1 protein-coding gene and 1 pseudogene are annotated in these 1,910 nt (G+C 71.0%); both read right to left on the reverse strand.

The genetic code is table 11. From position 1 onward, the window contains the following. A pseudogene (locus tag I71_RS17210) lies at positions 1 to 1,230 on the reverse strand (flagellar hook-length control protein FliK); the annotation flags it as partial. Between the two features lie 177 nt (positions 1,231 to 1,407). Then, on the reverse strand, positions 1,408 to 1,910 hold a 503-nt coding region (locus I71_RS17215), incomplete at its 5' end, for a flagellar basal-body protein (RefSeq protein WP_083897221.1).

Consider the following 1,910-nt stretch of genomic DNA (forward strand, 5'->3'; position numbering starts at 1 on the left):
CTTTCCGGTTTGCTTTGCCTCACCGGTATTCGCCTTGGCCGCGGCCAGCAGATCGGCGAAGCGGTCGGGCAGGGCACTGTCGTCATCCGTCGGGAGGGCTTGAGCACCGGCCTGACCGTCGGCCCCGGCTTGGGCGGTGCCCGCCGTCTGTCCGGCATCGGCGGTCACGGCACCGGCCTTGTCGGCGGCCTTGTCGGCAGCGGCAGCCTGCTCGCGTGTCATGGCGCCGGCAGCGGCGGTCTGTGCCTGGGCGGTCTGTGCGCGTTGCGCCTGGGCGAGCTGGGCTGCAGGATCGACAGTGCCGGCCGTCCCTGCCGTGGCAGTGTCCGCGTCGCCGGCCGCACCATCGCTGCCATCCGCAGCCTGTCCGGCAGTCGTCAGGCCGGCGAGGATCAGGTCGCTCGCCTGTGGCGCCGCTTGCGGCGGAGCCGGCTGGGGCAGGACCGGCGATTGGTCTGTGGGCTGGCTTACGGCCTGCGTATCCGCGGCGGCATCCCCGGCGCTCGCATCGCCATCGTCCGCGCCCCTGTCCGCGGTATCGGTGGAGTCGGCCTGTCCGGTGGCATCGGCCGCAGTGGCACCGTCGGACGCGGTGGCCGATCCGGAATCGCCGGCGTCACCGGTCTTCGTGGTGCCGGCCTTGTCCGCGCCGGCCTTGGTGCCATCGGTCTTCGACTGGTCCTTCTCCGGCTTCTCGGCTCTGGCCGGGCGGCGGTCGTCCTGGCGGGCCTGAACCTTCTGGTCGTCGTCGGTCTTGCCTGCTTTCGGCCCGGCGGCACGGGGCACATCGGCGTCATCCGGCCGGTGGGCGGCTTGCGCGGCCCTGTCCCGGTGCGGATCGGGCTTCGGTTCGGCGCGCACCGGCTGCCGGCGCTGGGCCTCGGCCGCGCGGGCGTCCCTGGCCTCCCTGGCCGCGTCCCTGGCAGCCTCCTTCGCCGCGTCCTTGGCGGAGTCGCGCGTCGCTGCCTCGGCCTGCTCGCGCTTGCGCGCGGCGGCGTCGGTCAGCATGCGGTCCATCATCTTGGAAAACAGGTCGTTCTTCGTCGCTGCTCCCTGCGTCTGCTGGGATTGGCTGAGACCGTCGAACAAGGACGCGGCGATGTTGTTCGATTGGACTTCCATGGAAGGGCCTCTCAGGGACGGCGAACGCACCGACAGCGATGCGGAAGACACCATGCAACGGACGGGCCAACTGCCGGGGCGTGTTATCCGGCCGTCGGTTTTCGACAACGCGGCAGTTCCGGCCGGCCGAGGCGGCCCGGGCCGGCAAATTCGGCCGGGTGGCGGACCATTCTTGCCGTGGCCCTCCGGCAGGGCGGAACCGGCACACAAGAAAAAGGCCGCCCCCGTGGAGAGGAGGCGGCCGTCCGAAAAATCTCGGCAGTCACGGATGAAAGCGGATGAGGCTCAAAGCCGGGTGTTCAGCGCCGCCGAGGTGCGCGGCCCGCTGGGCGGCGGGGAATAGCCGCGGCCGCCGCCCATATGTGCGGCATAGGCGGTGGTCGGTGCCTTCTGCTGGCGGGTGATCACGGTCACCACGGTGTCGACCATCACCTTCTGCGCTTCGCCGCCGATGCGCAGGGCCTCGGCATTGTCGGCGGTGGCGGCATAGAGCTTGCCGGTGGCGTCCTTCAAGGCCGATTTCATCTCCGGAGCCAACCCCATCAGCCCCTCGCGGTCGACGCGCAGCAGGCGGGACAGCTCCTCATAGACCAGCGTCATCGGCTGCTTGTCCTTGACGATCTGCGCCAGCTCCTTGGCCGGGCGGCGGGCGCGGACGGCCGCGGCCTCGCGCTCCAGCAGGGCGGTCAGGCGGCCCATCAGCTCGACCAGCGCCACCGCGCGCTCCTGGGCGTTCTTCGGCAGATTGGCGGCCGGCTTGGGCTGCTGGGGGAAACGAACGTCGACCT

The sequence above is a fragment of the Azospirillum sp. B506 genome (genome assembly GCF_000333595.1).
Taxonomy (GTDB): Bacteria; Pseudomonadota; Alphaproteobacteria; order Azospirillales; family Azospirillaceae; genus Azospirillum.